This window comes from Ruegeria sp. AH7 (genome assembly GCF_056541325.1).
Map to the genome: position 1 here is coordinate 34,926 of NZ_JBQFYF010000002.1, position 18,335 is coordinate 53,260.

The 18,335-nt window shown below is 57.3% G+C and carries 17 protein-coding genes; 7 read left to right on the plus strand and 10 right to left on the minus strand.

Going from position 1 to position 18,335, the window contains the following annotated elements; translation table 11 throughout:
• Positions 1-71 precede the first annotated feature (71 nt).
• The 5 genes from ACR0JX_RS04665 to ACR0JX_RS04685 are packed head-to-tail and all read left to right on the plus strand — an operon-like array spanning position 72 to position 6,786.
• Positions 72-2,474 (plus strand): GcvT family protein, encoded by a 2,403-nt coding sequence (locus tag ACR0JX_RS04665; protein ID WP_480541840.1) that lies wholly within the window; start codon positions 72-74, stop codon positions 2,472-2,474.
• 2 nt (positions 2,475-2,476) lie between these two features.
• On the plus strand, positions 2,477-4,021 hold the full coding sequence (locus tag ACR0JX_RS04670) for a trimethylamine methyltransferase family protein (protein ID WP_480541842.1): 1,545 nt from the start codon (positions 2,477-2,479) through the stop codon (positions 4,019-4,021).
• Positions 4,022-4,696, plus strand: a complete 675-nt coding sequence (locus ACR0JX_RS04675; RefSeq protein WP_353012206.1) for a TetR/AcrR family transcriptional regulator — start codon at positions 4,022-4,024, stop codon at positions 4,694-4,696.
• Entirely contained in the window at positions 4,693-5,997 is a 1,305-nt protein-coding gene (locus ACR0JX_RS04680) for an NAD(P)/FAD-dependent oxidoreductase (RefSeq protein WP_480541845.1), read from the plus strand. Before ACR0JX_RS04675 ends, ACR0JX_RS04680 begins: the two co-directional genes overlap by 4 nt.
• 57 nt (positions 5,998-6,054) lie before the next feature.
• Positions 6,055-6,786 carry a hypothetical protein gene (locus ACR0JX_RS04685; protein WP_480541847.1) on the plus strand — a complete coding sequence of 244 codons (732 nt, stop codon included), beginning with the start codon at positions 6,055-6,057 and terminating at the stop codon, positions 6,784-6,786.
• Positions 6,787-6,793: 7 nt separating this feature from the next.
• Here ACR0JX_RS04685 and ACR0JX_RS04690 read toward each other — a convergent pair whose 3' ends face one another.
• Positions 6,794-7,141, minus strand: a complete 348-nt coding sequence (locus tag ACR0JX_RS04690; RefSeq protein ID WP_480541849.1) for a DUF3307 domain-containing protein — start codon at positions 7,139-7,141, stop codon at positions 6,794-6,796.
• 256 nt (positions 7,142-7,397) lie between these two features.
• Between ACR0JX_RS04690 and ACR0JX_RS04695 the strand changes: the two genes are divergently transcribed.
• A complete protein-coding gene (locus ACR0JX_RS04695) occupies positions 7,398-10,394 on the plus strand; it encodes an ABC transporter transmembrane domain-containing protein (RefSeq protein ID WP_480542964.1) in 2,997 nt (998 codons plus the stop codon).
• Positions 10,395-10,397: 3 nt separating this feature from the next.
• Here ACR0JX_RS04695 and ACR0JX_RS04700 read toward each other — a convergent pair whose 3' ends face one another.
• The 8 genes from ACR0JX_RS04700 to ACR0JX_RS04735 form a co-directional block, all read right to left on the minus strand.
• Positions 10,398-10,685: an ArsR/SmtB family transcription factor gene (locus ACR0JX_RS04700; RefSeq protein ID WP_480542966.1), complete on the minus strand. Its 288-nt coding sequence runs from the start codon at positions 10,683-10,685 to the stop codon at positions 10,398-10,400.
• Positions 10,686-10,791: 106 nt separating this feature from the next.
• A complete protein-coding gene (locus ACR0JX_RS04705; protein WP_480541851.1) occupies positions 10,792-12,024 on the minus strand; it encodes a mandelate racemase/muconate lactonizing enzyme family protein in 1,233 nt (410 codons plus the stop codon).
• A 90-nt stretch (positions 12,025-12,114) separates the two neighbouring features.
• On the minus strand, positions 12,115-13,314 hold the full coding sequence (locus ACR0JX_RS04710; RefSeq protein ID WP_480542968.1) for a TCR/Tet family MFS transporter: 1,200 nt from the start codon (positions 13,312-13,314) through the stop codon (positions 12,115-12,117).
• A gap of 97 nt (positions 13,315-13,411) precedes the next feature.
• Positions 13,412-14,125 carry an alpha/beta fold hydrolase gene (locus ACR0JX_RS04715; RefSeq protein ID WP_480541853.1) on the minus strand — a complete coding sequence of 238 codons (714 nt, stop codon included), beginning with the start codon at positions 14,123-14,125 and terminating at the stop codon, positions 13,412-13,414.
• Between the two features lie 12 nt (positions 14,126-14,137).
• The gene (gene pcaD / locus ACR0JX_RS04720; RefSeq protein ID WP_480541855.1) at positions 14,138-14,926 is read right to left on the minus strand and encodes a 3-oxoadipate enol-lactonase; all 789 of its coding nucleotides are present in this window, start codon (positions 14,924-14,926) and stop codon (positions 14,138-14,140) included.
• Positions 14,927-14,972: 46 nt separating this feature from the next.
• Complete coding sequence (locus ACR0JX_RS04725) at positions 14,973-15,950, minus strand: threonine ammonia-lyase (protein WP_480541857.1); 978 nt, start codon at positions 15,948-15,950, stop codon at positions 14,973-14,975.
• Positions 15,947-16,774 carry an alpha/beta fold hydrolase gene (locus tag ACR0JX_RS04730; protein WP_480541859.1) on the minus strand — a complete coding sequence of 276 codons (828 nt, stop codon included), beginning with the start codon at positions 16,772-16,774 and terminating at the stop codon, positions 15,947-15,949. Before ACR0JX_RS04730 ends, ACR0JX_RS04725 begins: the two co-directional genes overlap by 4 nt.
• A complete protein-coding gene (locus ACR0JX_RS04735) occupies positions 16,774-17,460 on the minus strand; it encodes a haloacid dehalogenase type II (RefSeq protein WP_480541861.1) in 687 nt (228 codons plus the stop codon). Before ACR0JX_RS04735 ends, ACR0JX_RS04730 begins: the two co-directional genes overlap by 1 nt.
• Positions 17,461-17,586: 126 nt before the next feature.
• On the opposite strand from ACR0JX_RS04735, the gene ACR0JX_RS04740 reads away from it, so the two are divergent.
• Complete coding sequence (locus ACR0JX_RS04740; protein WP_480541863.1) at positions 17,587-18,015, plus strand: FKBP-type peptidyl-prolyl cis-trans isomerase; 429 nt, start codon at positions 17,587-17,589, stop codon at positions 18,013-18,015.
• A gap of 116 nt (positions 18,016-18,131) precedes the next feature.
• Here the strand turns inward: ACR0JX_RS04740 and ACR0JX_RS04745 are convergent, their stop codons facing one another.
• Complete coding sequence (locus ACR0JX_RS04745; protein WP_170531201.1) at positions 18,132-18,305, minus strand: hypothetical protein; 174 nt, start codon at positions 18,303-18,305, stop codon at positions 18,132-18,134.
• Positions 18,306-18,335: the final 30 nt, after the last annotated feature.

Genomic DNA, 18,335 nt, shown 5'->3' on the forward strand with positions numbered 1-18,335 from the left:
GTACAGAAATGTCTAGACAGGAGTGAACAGTGCCGCTAGCGTCCGCTACGAGTCACCCAAGGGAGGTCGGGATGAAATCGCAGTATCGCGTGGTGGTCATTGGGGGCGGCGTTGTGGGCGCCTCGGTTCTGTATCATCTGGCCAAATTTGGCTGGTCGGATGTCGTCATGCTCGAGAGGCGGCGGCTGGCCTCGGGGTCATCCTGGCATGCGGCGGGCGGTATCCATGCCTTGAATGCCGATCCGAATATGGCGTCGCTGCAGGCGTATACGATTGATCTGCTTAGCGAGATCGAGAAAGAGTCCGGCCAGAATATCGGCCTGCACATGACCGGTGGTTTGACGCTGGCTGGCACCCCGGAACGCTGGGAATGGCTGCAGGCCAACTACCGCATCTTCCAATCCATCGGTATTGACGATTGCGAGTTGCTGACGCCGGAAGAGGCGCAAAGACGTTGTCCGATTATGTCCACTGATGGCGTTTTGGGCGCGATGTGGGCGGACCGCGAAGGTTACATCGACACCACCGGCACAGTTCAGGCTTATGCAACGGCGGCAAAAAAACGTGGGGCGGAGTATTACGAGGAAACCAAGGTCGAAAGCCTGACACAGACGGCGGATGGCTGGGAAGTGGTGACCGACAAAGGCACGATCACCTGTGAACATGTGGTCAACGCCGCTGGTCTGTGGGCCAAGCAGGTGGGGCGCATGGCCGGGGTCGAACTGCCGGTTTCGCCACTCAAGCACCACTACCTGATCACCGATGCGGTGCCCGAAGTGGCGGCGGCGGATTTCGAAATGCCGATGACTGTCGACCTCGAAGGCTTCACCTATATGCGGCAGGATCAGAAGGGCGTTCTGGTCGGCATCTACGAGGTCGACCATGAACACTGGGCCATGGACGGCGCGCCCTGGAACTATGGCGAAGAGCTTTTTCAGGAGCAGCTGGATCGCATCGAGAACGAGCTGATGCTGGGTTTCGAACGCTATCCATCGATTCAAGAGGTCGGCATCAAGACTTGGGTCAATGGCGCTTTTACCTTCTCGCCCGATGGCAACCCGCTGGTCGGGCCGGTGCCGGGCAAGCGTGGCTATTGGTCGGCCTGTGCCGTGATGGCGGGCTTCCTGCAAGGCGGCGGCGTTGGTAAGACGCTGGCCGAATGGATGATCCATGGCGAGCCTGAGGCAGATGCATGGCCGATGGACGTAGCGCGCTACGGCGATTTCGCTCAGAACAAACGCTACATCCGCGAAACCACCGGTCAGTTTTATTCCCGCCGGTTTGTGATGACTTATCCAAACGAACAACTGCCCGCTGGCCGCCCGTTAAAAATGGCCCCTGCCCATGATGCGATGACAGAGGCAGGTTGCAAATGGGGCGTCAGCTGGGACCTTGAAGTGCCACTTTATTTTGCGCCGAAAGGGTTCGAGGAAACACCGACCCTCAAGCGGTCCAACGCGCATGACATCGTGGCCGAGGAATGCAAAGTGATCCGCGAAGGCGTGGGCCTGCTAGACATCTCGGGCTTTTCGCGGTTCGAGGTTTCGGGCCCGAATGCCGAAGCATGGCTGGACAAAGTCATGGCCTCAAAACTGCCTGCGCCGGGTCGGGCCAAACTCGCGCCGATGCTGGGTGAGAACGGGCGCCTCAAGGGCGATCTGACCGTGTTGAACTGGGGCGATGGCACCTGGTGGATCATGGGCAGCTATTACCTGCGCGCCTGGCACATGCGCTGGTTCGACGACCACATGATCGATGGGGTGAACATACGCGATCTAGGTGAGGAATACTGCGGCTTCGGTCTGGTCGGGCCGAAATCGCAAGACGTGATCGAGAAACTGGCCGAACAGGATATCTCGGGCCTGAAATTCATGGGCTGCGGCGATTTCGATATTGGCCTCGTGCGTGCCCGCGTGGCCCGCATGTCGGTGACTGGTGAAAAGGGGTACGAGATCAACTGCCGCTATGGTGATCACATCAAGCTACGTAGGATGCTGCTTGAGGCCGGGGCCGATGAGGGCATCCGTGAATGTGGTTTCAATGCGATGTTGTCGACCCGCCTCGAAAAAAGCTTTGGCATCTGGTCGGCGGAATTCACGCAGCTTTACACACCAGGCATGACCGGGATGGATCGTTGGATCGACTGGGACAAGGATTTTGTCGGCAAGGATGCCGCTGTGGCCGAACGCGATGGCAATGGCCCTGCACAGGTGCAGGTCACGCTTGAGGTCGATGCGCTGGACGCAGATGCCAGCGGGTATGAACCGATCTGGGCGAATGGAGAGCGTGTGGGGTTTGTAACCTCGGGCGGTTATGGCCACTACACTGGCAAGTCGCTGGCGATGGCTCTGGTCAACAGGGACAAAGCTGAACCGGGGACGGAACTGTCCGTACATGTGGTCGGCGTCGAACGCCCGGCCTGTGTGATCGCCGCGTCGCCATACGACCCGCAGGGTAAGGCGATGCGAGGCTGATCATGGTGGCGCATGACCAAAGGCGTCGACGGCGCGGACGCGGAGCAGAGGCTGCGCCACCCGTTTTGCGGGATGTGAACTATCGCCAACTTAGAAACCCTTTCCCGCAGATGGAGGTGTTCCCCGCAGATCAGATTGCGGACATGCACGAGACCGCGCTACGCATGCTGCAAGAGCTGGGCGTCAAGGTTTTGCTACCCGAAGCGCGTCGTATCTTTGCCGCAGGAGGGGCCCGTTTCGACGAAGAGACTGACATGGTCTTTATCGGGCGCGATATGGTCGAGGCGGCGGTTGCCTCGGCCCCAAAGTCGATTGCCTGCCGGGCGGGTGCACGGCATCGGGACTTCACGCTGGAACTGGGCTCGCTGGTGTTTCAACCGGGGGCCGGGGCCCCGAATGCCACCGATCTGGAGCGGGGACGCCGGCCGGCGACAGGGCGGGACTATCTGGAGTTTCTGAAACTCACCCATCATTTTGACGTGTTTCAGATGATCTCACCCCAGGTCGAACCGCAGGACGTGCCAACCAACCTACGCCACTACTTCACGACCAAAGCGCAGATCGAGCTGACGGATAAGTTTCCATTCTTCTTCTCGCGTGGCACACCACAGGTGATGGACTGCTTTGAGATGCTGGCCACTGCACGGGGGCTGTCAGACGACGATTTCCAGGCTGCGGCCCACTGCTACACGATCATCAACACCAACAGCCCGCGCACGCTGGACATTCCGATGGCACAGGGGCTGATCGATTTCGCCAAGCACGGTCAGATGTCGATCATCACGCCGTTTACACTGATGGGTGCGATGGCACCGATCACGGTCGCGGGTGCGATCACCTTGTCTCATGCCGAGGCGCTGGCGGCACTGACCCTGACGCAGCTAACCAATCCGGGCGCGCCTGTGTGCTATGGGACGTTCACCAGCAATGTGGATATGAAATCAGGTGCGCCGGCATTCGGGACGCCCTCACATTTCCAGGCTTCGCTAGCGGCCGGACAACTCGCGCGCCATTTAGGTCTTCCATGGAGATCTGCGGCGGGATCGGCGGCGAATGTCAACGATGTGCAGGCGGCCAACGAGAATCAGTTCGGCCTGTGGGGCTGTTTGATGGCCGGGGCAACTGTGATTATCCATTCGGCAGGCTGGCTTGAAGGCGGGCTGACTGTATCCTTCGAGAAGCTTGTCTGCGATGCCGAGGTTCTCAACATGGTCGCCGAGCTTTGCGCCGGGGCGCAGGCCGGAACCTCTGAGATCGGCTTTGATACTGCGCTAAGTGAGGTTGAGCCCAGCGGCCATTTCTTTGCCTCCAGCCAAACAATGGAGCGATACAATACCGAGTTCTATCAGCCCCATGTCCACGATTACGCCAATTTCGGAACCTGGACCGAACGCGGATCGATTGACACCAACCATCGGGCAACCGGGGTTTGGAAGTCTATTCTGAACGATTTCAAAGCACCGCCAACCGATAGTGACCGTATCGGAGCCCTGCACGAATTTATTGAACGACGCACTGCCGAGGGCGGCGCACCACCGGAGAGCTGAATGAACACCAAACCGATCCTGCACCGGGATGACCCACAGGCCGAACCATTGGTCGGCAATGTCAAAGTCACGCGCGACGACTGGTTGAACGTGGCGATGGATGTGCTGATCTCGGACGGGGTGGATCAGATCAAGGTGCTGAACCTGGCCGAGCGGATGGCTGTGTCACGGTCGTCCTTTTACTGGTACTTCAAGTCGCGCCAGGAATTGTTGGACGCGCTTTTGGCGCGCTGGCAGGCGACGAACACTGCGGCCCTGATCAAACAGGCTGAAATCCCCGCCAAGACGATTACCGCGGCGGTCTGTAACGTGCATCGGTGTGTCGTGAATACGGCGCTGTTTGACACTGCCTTGGACTTTGCGGTGCGCGACTGGGCGCGCAAATCCGGCAAGGTGCGGCGCGTTCTGGATCAGTCCGACGCCAAACGCCTGGCCGCCCTGCACGCAATGTTCGCACGATATGGGTATTCCGAGGTCGAAGCAGAAACCCGCGCGCGCGTTCTGTACTACATGCAGATCGGCTATGATCTGGCCCAATTGAACGAGCCCATGGACACGCGGATCTCGATGGTGCCGCACTATCTGTATGTATTTACGGGGGTCGACCCGAAACCCGAGGAAGTCGAAGAATTCAGCGCCTATTCGCAGCGCTATTGGAGAGGAGACACCCCATGAGCCAGCCAGACGCAATCATCATCGGCACCGGTGTGATCGGTGCCGCCATCGCTTTTGAGATGGCAAAAGCCGGGTGGAAAACCCTGTCGCTGGATCGGAACAGTCAGGCGGGGCATGGATCGACCGCTGGGTCCTGCGCGATCATCCGCATGCACTATTCGACCTTCGATGGCACGGCTTTTGCCTGGGAAGGATATCACTATTGGCGTGATTGGGCCGAATATCTAGGTCTGCCAGCCAGTGCCGACCTGGCGCAATTTCGCGAGACGGGGTGTCTGGTCATGAAGACCGATGCCAACGGTATGCTGGAAAAGCATATGGCCAACAGCGCCGATCTGGATTGCCCGTTCGAAGAATGGTCGCCTGAGGTGATTAACGATCGTTTACCGGTCTATTCGTTGGATAGTTTTGCTCCTGCGCGCCGGATGGATGATCCTGAGTTCGGTCATCCCAACGGTCGCAAGATGCAGGGCGGTGTGTTTTGGCCGCAGGCAGGTTATGTCACCGATCCAGCGCTGTCCGCTCAGAACCTGATTGATGCTGCCAAGCAACATGGGGCTCAGGTTCAGACTGGGGCCGAGGTCGTTGAAGTTCTATCCGAAGATGGTCGTGTAACGGGTGTCAAGCTGGCGTCTGGCGAAGAAATCCACGCCAAGGTTGTCGTGAATGTGGCCGGGCCGGGGTCGGCCATCATCAACAAGATGGCGGGCGTATTGGATGACATGACGATTGAGACACGACCCTTGCGGCAAGAAGTGGTTCATGTGCCCGCGCCCGAAGGGTTCGATTTCGAGAACAATGGCACCATCGTCTCAGACAGTGACATCGCGTGTTACTGCCGCCCGGAACATGGAAACCATATCCTCGTTGGGTCTGAAGACCCTGAATGCGACCCGCATCAGTGGTGCGAGGATGATTTGCACTACAATCGCGATTTCACCGATCAGTGGACCACTCAGGCCATGCGATATGCGCAGCGCGTGCCCAGCCTGGGCATCCCGTCCAAAACCCGAGGTGTGGTTGATCTATACGATGCGTCGACAGACTGGATTCCGATTTACGACAAATCCAGCCTGCCGGGTTTTTATATGGCCTGTGGCACCAGCGGAAACCAGTATAAGAACGCTCCAATTGCGGGAAAGATGATGACTGCGCTGATTGAATATTGCGAAGGTGGGGCCGACCATGATTCCAAGCCGCTGCAGTTCGAACTGCCGTATATCAAGCGCATGATCGATGTGGGGTTCTATTCGCGCAAACGCCCAATCAACGAGGAAAGCAGTTTTTCGGTTCTGGGGTAGTCGACCGGTCCAAACGCGCTATGCTTTCGAAAGGTCTGAGCAAACACAGGACCCGAGATGGCACAGTCAGGAAACCGCGTTCTGATTTTGGGCAGCGCACCAGATGCGATTGAGGCGCGCGCATGGCCCCGTGCGCCCTTTACGCACATAGTGGTGATGAACAACGCCTGGCGTGTGCGCGAGGATTGGGATGTGCTGATCCATCCCGAAGATTTCCCAACAGACAGGTGCCCTGTGCATTTGAAACCTGGGCAAAGCATTGTTACGGCCGAGGATTATGTGCCGCGGCAGAACCACTATGGCGGCTTTGTCTACGCAGGCGGCACGATGGCCTTTACGGCAGGGTATTGGGCTTTATCGGCCCTTGAGCCCGAGGTTCTTGCGTATTTTGGATGTGACATGGTTTATGCGGGCAAGGGTCAGACCCATTTCTATGGCACGGGCGCGGCTGATCCGCTGCGCGATGACGTCACCTTACGCTCGTTAGAGGCCAAATCCGCCCGTTTGGCCCTGTTTGCAGCCGCTCAAAAGTGCCGTGTTGTGCGATTGTCACAAGGGGACAGTCGGTTGGTCTTTCCGTCGTCGCATTCGTCACGGTTGACCTCGGCACCACTACCCGCGACCGCAGGCATGAAGGCGGCTTTGGCTGAAGAAGAACGGTTGGCGTATCACGTACCATCCGGGCGCTATTGGGAAGAAGCGCAACGTTTTGATGTTGAAAAACTCGACGCTTTGGATCGGATGTGGTTGTCGGCTTATGAGCCCAGTCATCTGAAACATGTCGCCTGAAACCGGTTCAGGCGGCGAAGGTAACCCAAGCCCAGACCATACCTATATAGGTCAACTGATGCATCAACTGATCCAGCCCGGCCGCGCGCCAGAATGCGGCCTGTTTGGGTTCTAGCTGCTTCTTGTCGGAGTAGCTGGCTTTGGCGTAGTCGATATTGAAATGAACCACCCATTCGATCAGACCGACAATCAGGATGAAAAGCAAAGGCGTGCCAAATAGGATAAAGACAACAGCAGAGCCGACAACGTGCACCCCGGCATGTTGCGCGCGACCGACATGAAAATACTCACCTCGCCCGGATAGCATTTTGGGCGTCTGGAGGTAATAATCGGCAAACATATGCTTAATCTGCATCAAGCAGAGCATAAAAAAAACTGCGCCAAAACTGGCAGTCAAAAGGCCTCTCCCGAAAACGTCCTGAGGCGGATACTAGGCACGATTAAGTTGCTACGTAAATAAACTAGTTCACATTCGGCAAAGAAATGTTCCGCTATTGACCTCGAATATCAGTTTTCGCTGGGATTTTGTGGCTTTATGCTGTTGAGTCTGAGGCCATGCCAAAAAGCTGAGTTGTAGATAGCAAGCAGGAACCGGTTCCATAGAGCGCACGATCTTTCGTTTTATCTGGAAGTACTCCAAACGCGACCAGCTTATCCTTCTGGCCGTGACGTCAACGTTGTTTCCGTTGCTATATCTGACGCTGGAACTTCCCAAGCGCATCATCAACGATGCGATTGGGGCCAGCAGTGAAATCGTAGAGGTCTGGGGATACAGCTTACCGCAGACTAATTTCCTGATCATCTTGTGCTTTGCTTTTCTGGGTGCGGTTCTTGCCCACGGCCTGATGAAGATGCGCATCAACACGATGAAAGGTGTGCTGAGCGAGCGGATGCTGCGGCGCTTTCGCTATCAACTGATCAGCCGGGCTTTGCGCTTCCCTCAGCCTTACTTCGAACGGGTCAGCCAAGGCGAAATGGTGTCGATGATCACCGCCGAAAGCGAGCCGATGGGCGGGTTGATGGGCGATGCGATCAGCCAACCGGTGCTTCAAGCTGGTCAGATGATCACGATCCTATCGTTCTTGTTTCTGCAAAGCGTCTGGTTCGGCCTTGCGGCGGTTGCTTTGATCCCGGTGCAGGCGTGGTTGATCCCGAAACTGCAACGCCAGATCAACCTTCTTAACAAGAAACGCATTCAGGAAGTCCGCACCCTGGCTGCGCAGATCGGAGAAAACGCAGCCGGTGCCTCGACCCTGCGCGCAAACGGGGGCTGGCGCTATCGCCGCGCCATGGTCTCGGATCAATTGGGGCGCCTATTTGGAATCCGGTTCGAGATCTACCAGAAGAAGTTCTTTATGAAATTCATAAACAACTTCATCTCACAACTGACGCCGTTCATGTTCTACCTAGTTGGCGGATTGTTGGTGCTGCAGGGATCGGTCTCGCTGGGCGCGCTGGTGGCTGCGTTGGCGGCGTATAAAGATCTCAGTTCCCCCTGGAAAGAATTGCTGACCTACTACAATCAAACGCAGGATATGTCGCTGCGGTGGGACGTGGTGGTTGAACGGTTTGCGCCTTCGGGTATGCAAGATGAAGGTTTGTTCGAAGGCGAACCGCCCGAGTGTCCGCATCTGAGCGGCGATATTGTTCTTGATCACGTTTCGGTGCGCGACATGGATGGCAATCAGGTGCTGGATGACCTGAACCTGACATTCCCGGCGGGCAAAACAATCGGCATTCTAGCGCAGAGCGAGGAAGACCGGCGCGCCGTCAGCGAATTGCTGACACGCGAAATCCTGCCCAGCGCGGGTAGGGTTGAAATCGGTGATCAGAATCTGGCCGAGTTGCATCAGGGCGTCGTGGCGGCGCGGATCGGTTATGCATCATCCCGACCAGTGATGTTTCAAGGCACGCTGGGCGACAACGTTATGATGCCTATGCGGTTCAAGCCGTTGTCTGAACACACCGATCACCCCGGTTTTGCTGAGACCCTGCGTGCCGGCAACAGCACCGACCCGTTCCAGGCAGAATGGCTCGACCCGTCTCGCGCAGGCTTTCAGAGCGCGGCTGATCTGCGGGATTGGTGGTTGAAACTAATCGACGGTATGGGATCGGGCGCAGCCTTGTTTCAACGCGGAGCCGAGCAGGATTTTGATCCGGTGGCCCATCCTCAGCTTGCGCAGAAGCTGATCGAACTGCGCCCGTTGATACAAGAGACGGTAACAAAAGCGAAGCTGACCGAGCAGGCGCTGATCTTCGATCGCGAAAGCTATAACCCGGCCTTGCCCGTGGCCGAGAACCTGCTGTTCGCAACGCCTTGCGTTCCGGTCAACCAAGAGCTTTTGGCCAAGCAAACCGTGTTCCTGGGCCAGTTGCGTGAGCTTGGATTGGATGAGACCCTGATCGCCTTGACGCGCGACGTGATCGATATGTTGCGGCAGATCTTTGGGCTGGATGGCACTGACCATCCCTTGTTCCGCAAACTGGGGCTGGAGGCCGGGACCTATGAAGCGGCCGTTGAACTGGTCGAACGCACCCGGAAAGAAGGGGCTGAGGGGCTAGATGACGCTCAATTGGCGAACCTGCTGGCCGTGCCATTTGTGATCTCAGCGGAACAGATTGGCCCAGCCTTCACTGATGAACTCAAGAGCCGCATTCTGCAGCTACGCAATAGCCATTCCAGTAAGCTGCTGGAACCGCTGCAGGACGTGTTTGTTCCGTTGGATTCCAAGCAGATCGCACCGGGTTTGTCTGTGATGGAAAACGCTCTTTTTGGCAAAGTCAGCCAGATTGGCGGCGCGCGATCTGACGAGGTACGCAAGCTGATTGTGGATGTTCTGGCCGAGAATGGCGCGCGCCCGCTGGTTGTTGAGCTGATCTATGATGTGCCGGTTTCGCTGGGGGGGCAGAACCTGCCCGCCGTTTTTGCCGAGCCACTGGCGTTTACGCGGGCAACGATCAAGAAGCCAGATATCCTGATCCTGGAGAATGCGTTGGCCAGCTACAGCGTCAAGACACAGATTGCTGTTTACAAAAATCTGCGGGAGTTGATGCCGGATGTCACGATCATCTATCTGAACGATCAGTTCGAAAATCCGGACGTGTTCGACATGTTCGTCGAAATCCGTCAAGGTCGTGTGGTCTCGGACGAAGGACCTATGGACGTGGAAGAAGACAGCGCTGCATCGGCTGATCTTGCGCGCAAGTTACGAGCGCTTGAACAGACCCCTCTGTTCTCGGGCCTGGATCGCAGACAGCTGCGCCTGCTGGCCTTTGGTGCGCGCTGGTTTGATGCAACACCCGGACAGGTCGTGTTCCTGAAAGATGACCAACCGACCGATGGCGCCTACGTGTTATTGGACGGAGAGGCCGGCCTGTATCTGCCGCAATCGGATGGCCCGGATCAATTGATCACAACCGTAAGCGCAGGTGCATTGGTGGGTGAGTTGGGGCTGATCCGAAAAGAGCCACGCGCCCTGAGCATGATTGCCGAAACCAACCTGTCTTGTCTTCGGATTGGTGAAGAGGAGTTTCTGGCCGTTGTCGAAAACGATGCCGCCACTGCCTATAAGCTGATGCAGGTGATCGCCGGGTATGTGTCGAACTGATCCTCAGCTCTCGGGCTGGCAGAACAGCTCGTACATCAATCCGATCACGCGCTGGGTGCTGTGGTCGGCCAGTGAATAATAAACGGTCTTACCGTCCCGTCGGGTTGAAACCAGTTGTTCATCTCGCAACCGGGCCAACATCTGGCTGACGGCGGCCTGACGGATTTGCAACAGGCTCTCAAGTTCTCCGACCGATTTTTCCCCATCGCTCAGATGGCACAGGATCATCAGGCGGCCTTCATGCGCCAATGTCTTCAGGTAAGCCGCAGCACGGGCTGCATTTGCTTGCATGCTGTCTGATGCTTCAGCGGGTAGAACGGCAGCGTCTTTCGGGGTCACGGATCGGTCATCTGTAAGATAGGGGTTGGAGCAATATGCCCCAACCCGCGCGGGCTTGTCACCCCTCGGTTGCTGGTGCGCCGCCCTGAAAGGAATTTCCATTTGCGTAGTCGCAAGGATCTTCCTGCATTTGCAGGTGCAGGCCGTCTCCGGTGTAGGGATGAGCACGCGCCAGATCTTCGTCGACCTCAATCCCAAGCCCCGGCGTCGTGGGTGGTGTGACAAAGCCATCCTCAACCCGGATCGAGCCCTTGATCAATTGATCGTGAAACGGAGTTTCGATGGATTCCAGCAACAACAAGTTGGGGATCGAGGCCGCCAGATGGATATTGGCGGCCCATTCTACCGGACCGGCGTAAAGATGAGGTGCCATCTGCGCATTAAAGACTTCGGCCATGGCCGCGACTTTCTTCATTTCCCAAATGCCACCGGCGCGCCCAAGAGCGGGTTGCAGGATCTCCGCCGCGCCCGCGCGCAAGACTGCACCGAACTCGGCCTTGGTGGTCATGCGCTCGCCGGTTGCGACAGGGATACGGACATTGCGCGCGACGCGGGCCATGTCTTCGATATTATCCGGCGGGGTGGGTTCTTCGAACCAAAGCGGCGAATACGGCTCTAACGCTTGGCCCAGCCGGATAGCGCCAGCCGTGTTGAATTGACCGTGGGTGCCGAACAGCAGATCGGCCTTGTCCCCCACAGCTTCGCGGATGACTTTGCAGAAGGCCACAGACATCGAGATATCAGACATCGCCGGCATATGCCCGCCTCGGATGGTATAGGGACCCGCCGGGTCGAATTTGACCGCCGTATAGCCTTGTCGCACCATTTCTGCGGCGCTTTCTCCGGCCTGATCAGGCGCAGTCCAGAAGTCATTCAAATTGTGCTGGGGCAGAGGGTAGAGGTAGGTATAGGACCTAATGCGCTCATTCATATTGCCGCCCAGCAGGGCGTAAACGGGCCGATCTCGATCTTTCCCCAGAATATCCCAGCACGCGATTTCAAGTCCAGAAAAAGCACCCATCACCGTCAGGTCCGGGCGCTGAGTGAACCCGCTGGAATAGGCGCGGCGGAACATCAGTTCGATGTTTTCGGGATTTTCGTCCTGCATGTGTCGGTCGAATACATCGCGGATCACATGGCTCATGGCCTCGGGGCCCACGGTCGAGGCATAGCATTCCCCCCAGCCTGTGATGCCCGTATCGGTGGTGAGCTTCACCAATATCCAATACCGCCCACCCCAACCGGGGGCGGGGGGTGCGGTGACAATAATATCAAGATCTTGCAACTTCATTCCGAGCGCTCCGGCTATTCGGCTGTTTCGCCCACGGTGGCTTGGGAACAATCGGGTCGCAAGCCAGAAATCGTCAGATTGATGTCGTTGTTATACCGCGATGGGGCGTGCGCGAAGAAATAGAAGCACCCCAACCAGCATGAGGACCAGAGCAAGAAGGAAGGGAGCACCAGGCAGATAGATCGCCGTCTCGGGTTGGATAAAGCGGGCAAAAACACTGGTCATCAATAGGGGTGATATGACCATCGACAACGCGTGCAGAGACGCCAATACGCCTTGCAGTTCACCCTGCTGCGAATCTGGCGTTGCGCGTGACATCATCGCTTGCAAGGCTGGCGTGATGACCGCGCCCAGCGCAGTCATCGGGATCAGCATCAGGGCGATCAGGCCATTGGTTAAAAAGGCCAGAAACAGGAAGCTAACGATCTCGAAGGCCATACCGTAGAGGATGGTGACGCGTTCACCCAGATAACGCGTGGCGGGGCGGATCAGTCCGCCCTGAACTGCGGCCATGCCAATTCCATAAACGCCCAGCGACAGGCCGATCATCTGCGGCGACCAGCCAAAGCGCTCGGTGGTAAAATAGGACCATATCGCGGGGTAGACGTAGATTGACACCGAATACAGGAAATAGACCCACAGTAGAGGCCGGATGCCAGGCAGGGCGGCGATCGCGGTAAGCGAGCTGACCGGGTTCGCGCGCTTCAAACTGAATGCCCGTCTGGTCTTGTCGGTCACGGTTTCCGGCATCACAAAAAAGCCAATGGCGAAAGTCAGTGCTGAAAGACCGGCAGCCGCCCAAAACGGCGCGCGTGTTCCATATTCACTGAGCAGCCCGCCCATCACTGGGCCAAGAACAAAGCCCACGCCAAACGCCGCGCCGACAAGGCCAAAGTTTGCAGCCTTGTCTTCCGGTTTTGAGACATCGGCCATAAATGCCGCCGCCGTCGAATGTGTAGCCGCCGTGATACCCCCGACAATACGCCCAATCAGCAGTAGCCAGATGCTCCCTGCGAGCGCCATCACCACGTAATCCAAGGCCATCACAAACAGCGACACCAGCAGAACCAACCGTCGTCCGTAGGCGTCAGACAGATTCCCGAGGATAGGCCCAAAGACAAACTGCATTGCCGCAAACGCGGTGCTGAGGATACCGCCCCAAATCGCCGCACTGGCAAGCGTTCCGCCCTGAACCTCGACAATCAGTTGCGGCATGATTGGCATCACGAGGCCAATCCCCATCGCATCGATCATCACCGTACATAGAACAAAGGCAAAGGGCAGGCGCATCAGAACCGTCACAAAGTTTCGTCCCCAGCACCCTAGGCGGGGCCAATTCGTTAGGATAGAGGGCTGTTCTTTGACGTAGGGTCGCAAAGGCGCCTGATCAAAGCTGTTTCTCAAGATCTGTCAGCGCACGCGCCAATTGGTCCGGATGGGAAAAGAACGAGGAGTGGCCGCTGTCAATAGTGCGTTGCAAATCCGTGCGGATTTCGCTGCCCATTTTCTTTTGATACGCGAATGGAACAGTGTGATCATCGCTGGTTGCAATATATGCGCGCGCGACACTTTTGTAGCGCTCACTAAGTGCCAAGGGCGTATCTTGCGGGCGTATGGCCTGCGGACAAAGGCGCGCAAAGGCGAACGGTGTGATTTCGGGCGCGCAATCATGGTAGAACAGTTCTTTTACGTGCTCTGGACGGACGGTGTAAGACAATCCATCAGCCGATTTTTCTACTGCATTCGCGATTGTTTGGCTTGGTCCACGGCGGCGCATCTCGACCATAGACACCCCGTCTTGCGGGACATAGGCGCTCAGATAGACCAGGGCGCGCATGGCTTGCGGTTGCGCTTCGGCGGCGGCGCTAATCGGATACCCTCCCCAGGAATGCCCTACGATGATCGTATCTGGCGTCGATGCGGCAAGGATGGCGTCTCGGCAGCCATCAAGGGTGACCTCGGCAATCGGCGTAGGGTCAGCACCGTGGCTGGGCATGTCGATGGCACGGGCTGTGTGCCCAAAGTTTTCCAGCGCGGGAATCAAGTCGCGCCAACACCAGGCGCCGTGGCAAGAACCATGAATCAGAAGGAAATCAGCCATCGAAAGGCTCCCTTAAATATGTCCAATATCTTTCAAAAACGCTTCAAGTATAGCGGCAAACTCGTCTGGTTTTTCAACACAAGGCAAATGTCCTGCCCTTCGCATCAGATTGAATTTCGCGCCGGGGATCAGTTCGACCGTTTCACGCACAAGGTCTGGTGGGGTCGAGCCGTCTTCGCTGCCAGCGATGCCCAGTGTGGGCAGCCGCAGACCCGACGTTGGCGTATAGAAATCCGTGCCTGCGATAGCGGCGCAGCATCCCAGATACCCTTCAATTGGCTGCCGCACCATCATCTCGCGCCAGGGCAGGTGGTTTTGTGCGGCTCGAAACTCACGCGAGAACCAGCGTTCCATTGTGGCATCAGCCAGGGCTTCGATCCCACCATCGCGAACAGCCTGCATCCGATCCTGCCAAATCGAGGGCATGCCGATCTTGGCGGCCGTGTTAGACAGGACCAAGGCGCGCACCTGATCCAGACGTTTGATGGCTAGGCCTTGGGCGATCATGCCACCGATTGACAGGCCCACGAACACACAATCGCGCACGTCGAGATGATCTAACAAAGCCTCGGTATCTCGGATCAGCGATCCCATCGAATAAGGAGCAGGTGGAACCGAGGATTGACCATGGCCGCGCTTGTCAAATCGAATGATCCGCAGACCGTCGGGCAGGTGAGGGATCACCCCATCCCATAGATGCAGGTCTGTGCCCAGTGAATTGGCAAACACGATGGGTGCGCCGGTTGGCGAGCCATCAATCCTGTAGTTCAGGTCCACGTTCCCGATAGTCACGTGAGTCACGTTAAGGTCCTTTGGGTCATAACACGTGCTTCATTCAAGCTGACCACTATGCGTCTAACCGCTCCAATGCTTTGGCAAACATTTCCGGATCGGCATTGCCGCCGGATGCAACCACTACTACATCGTCGCCTTCGATCTCATCCTTGCGGAACAGGGCCGAGGCCAGGGCAACGGCCCCACCGGGTTCCAATACGAGTTTCAAGCGCAGAAATGCCAAAGCCATTGCCTTCAACGCCTCATCCTCAGACACCGACAGGCCCGGTCCGCAGAGCCGTTGGAGAATGGGAAAGGTAATCTCGCCCGGCTGCGGGGTGAGGATCGCATCACAGATATTGCCGGACGAGGCGTTGTTGTTCTGGATCTGACCGCTGGCCAGCGAACGTTTGACGTCGTCAAACCCGTCCGGCTCACACGGTCGGGCGCGCAGGCCGGGCGCATGTTTTTCCAAAGCCAGAGCGATACCCGAGGTCAACCCACCACCGCCGCAGCAGACCAGAACATCTGCCTTTTCAACACCGAACGCTTCGACCTGTCGCGCGAGTTCAAGGCCAACTGTGCCCTGACCGGCAATAACCTGAGGTTCATCATAGGGCCGGATAAGGGTCAGGCCTCGTTCAGCGGCCAAAGCCTCGCCAATCTCCTCACGGCTTTCGCTGGACCGATCATAGAGGACCACTTCGCCACCCAAAGCGCGTGTGTTGTCGATCTTCAATTGTGGCGCATCCGACGGCATCACGATCACTGACGCAACGCCATGCTTCGCCGCCGCCATCGCAATGCCCTGCGCATGATTGCCCGAGGAATAGGCGATGACACCGCGCTGTCGCTGCTTGGGGTTCAGCGCAGATATCGCCGACCAAGCGCCGCGAAACTTGAAGCTGCCGGTGTGTTGCAGACATTCGGGTTTAACCAAAACGCGACGGCCCGCGATGTTATCCAGAAAGGGTGAGGTTAGAACGGGCGTTTCCCTTACATGCCCGCGCAACCGGTCTGCGGCGGCTTCGATCAGTTCAATACTGCTCATGTTGTACTCAATACCTTGTGTATGAGGGCCAAAGATTCAGGTTCGTCCAGAAACGGAACATGCCCCCGGTTCGGAACGTCGGCTGAGATCAAACCGGGATGGCGTCGGTGCATCTCAGCCAGGGTTTCCGCACTTAGAACATCCGAGTTTGCACCGCGCAACACGCCGGTTGGGATGCCGTTTAGCGCTTCGAAGAACATCCACATATCGGGGATCGCTCCGGTTGCAGCCTGTTCCAGCAACGCGGTGCGCAGGGCAGGGTCATAGCGCAGGGTCAAACCGTCATCTGCGGCATTATACTGAATCTTAGCCTGTGCCAGCCATCTGTCATATGGAACATCAGGGAACTGCGTTGCCATCCCTGACATCAGCGCTTTTGCCGCCTGTTCATAAGTTTTTGAGGCGGGTTCTTTGCCAACATAATCCATGATCTTGGCGATGCCTGCCGGTTCGATCACGGGCCCGACGTCGTTCAGGATCACATGGGTCAGCCGTTCGGGGTGGCTGGCGGCAAGGGCCATGGCGATCAACCCGCCACGCGACGTGCCCAGAATTGCTGTTCTGGGCAAGTTCAGATGATCCAACAGGTCAATCGCGTCCAGTGATTCACGGAAGATGTTGTAGTTCATGTAGTCTGGATCATGGTCTGATCGCCCGCGCCCGCGGTAATCCATCATGATGAGGTGCATGCCACTCAGGTGGGGCTGGACAAATGAGAAATCACCACTGTTGCGTGTCAAACCCGACAGACAGAGTAAAGGATCACCAGAGCCGGATTGTTGGAAATACAGGCGTCTGCCGTCTGATGTTCGAAAATCAGACATCAAACCCCCGCCAGATCAGGGATCGTGGTCAGGTCCGCCAGCACATGCGCCGGTGTCCAAGGCAGACGATCCATCGGCTCGTTTGCGCGGTTTACCCATGCGGTGACAAAGCCATAACCACTGGCGCCAGCGGCATCCCAACCATTCGAGCTGACGAATAACACTTCTTCTCGGGCGCAGCCGAACCGTTGCTGCACCAGATCATAGACCCGAACATGTGGCTTGAAGACACCAACGCTTTCGACGGACAGAACATCATCCAGCAGGTCGCCAATCCCGGCAGATTCAACAGCCCCGTCCAGCATTGGCGGAGATCCGTTGGAAAGGATCGCGGTTTGCAGTCCGCCGTCTTTTAAGGCCTTCAACATGTCCGGAACCTCGGGGTAGGCCTGTAGCTCCCAATACAGATCCAGCAGGCGTTGGCGCAGCTTGGCGTTCCCTTGCAGCCCGGCGGCCTCTAGCGCCCAATCCAGACCATCCTGTGTGACATCCCAGAAATCGGCATGCGCATCGGCGACGGCCCGAAGCCAGGTGTATTGGAGCTGCTTCAAACGCCAATGTCCCGCGACCTTGGGCCAGGTGTCGCGCAGCGCCTCAAAGCCTGGCTCGGACGCGGCCTGACGGGCGGCGGCGGCGACGTCGAACAATGTGCCATAGGCATCAAAAATACAGGTTGTGATTGTCATCTACGCCTCCGACATTTCTGCGCAAGTTGGCATAAGAGGGCAGGGCATGAAAGGGCGAAGGGTTTACATCATTGTGTAGGCCCCTAGGGTTGGCGGTTCACACACTTATCGGCCCGGAGGCCCCAAATGACAGACATCAAACAAGGCGACAGGGTTCGCATCCACTATACCGGTACGCTGCTGGACGGTACTGTCTTCGACAGCTCGGACGGGCGCGATCCGCTGGAGTTTGTTGTGGGGTCCGGGCAGATCATCCCGGGGCTTGATAGCGCGATGCCCGGCCTTGCCGTGGGCGATAAGAAACGGGTCGAGATTGCCTGCGTTGATGCCTATGGGCCGATCAACCCTGCCATGCGCCAGGAAATACCGCGCGAGGGTATTCCGGATGACATCCCGCTGGACCCCGGGACACAATTGCAAATGCAGACACCGGATGGTCAGGCTTTGCCGGTCACGATTGTTGACGCAAATGACGCGACCGTAACGCTGGACGCCAATCACCCGCTGGCTGGTCAGGATTTGATTTTCGAGATTGAGGTTGCCTCAATCAACTAGTGTAATTGAAGATCGATCCGAGTGTTTCAGTCAGAACGGTTGAAATCTACGCAGTACCATCGCAGGACCTGCACGGGCCTGCGCTGTTCTTGAACGCAATGAACCCGGCTTTGCCCTTATCCGATCAACGCTTCGATGGCGCTGCGCACTGGAGGTTGTGTGAAGAACACAAATAGCACCAGCAACGTGGTCAGGGTCAAAAGCAGGATACGGGCGCGCTGGCTCAGAAAGCCGGATTTGCGACGTGCCGTGCGGGCATTGCTTGCGATGATCTGGTCAAGTTTGCTCATATCGCAAACCCTGACGCTGAAATTTGGTTA